This window comes from Oleiphilus sp. HI0123, assembly GCF_001635315.1.
In genome coordinates this window covers 1-431 of the sequence record NZ_LWGE01000005.1, presented here as the reverse complement: position 1 = coordinate 431, position 431 = coordinate 1, and the positions used below count along the sequence as shown (strand labels likewise).

Sequence of the window (431 nt, the reverse complement as noted above, 5' to 3'; positions counted from 1 at the left end):
CCTTTATGGCGAGCAGATTCGAGCATACTTACCGAAGCGCTATACGGTTCTGGGGACTGATGGTTTTGGCCGGAGTGATACTCGGCAGAAATTAAGACAGTTTTTTGAAATTGATCGACACTATGTCGTGGTGGCGGCTTTGAGTGCACTTTCTGAAGAAGGGAAGGTTGAAGCGAAGGTAGTGCTAGATGCGATGCGCAAATTCGGTATTGACCGAAATTGTCTAAGTCCAACTCAACGATAACCAGGAGACGATGATGAATTCGATAGAAGTCAAAGTCCCCAATGTCGGAGTTGAGGGCGAAGTAGAGGTTGTAGAGGTCTGTGTATCTCCTGGTGATGAAATTGAGGTCGACAGCTCACTTATTGTATTGGAATCGGATAAGGCGACCGTTGAGGTACCCAGTCCATGTGCGGGGAAGGTTGAATCA

The 431-nt window shown here is 47.3% G+C and carries 1 protein-coding gene and 1 pseudogene; both read left to right on the top strand.

Going from position 1 to position 431, the window contains the following annotated elements; genetic code table 11:
- Positions 1 to 244: pseudogene (locus A3761_RS26440) on the top strand (pyruvate dehydrogenase); the annotation flags it as partial.
- A 10-nt stretch (positions 245 to 254) separates the two neighbouring features.
- A partial coding sequence (locus tag A3761_RS25325; RefSeq protein WP_369808141.1) for a biotin/lipoyl-containing protein occupies positions 255 to 431 on the top strand: 177 nt, incomplete at its 3' end.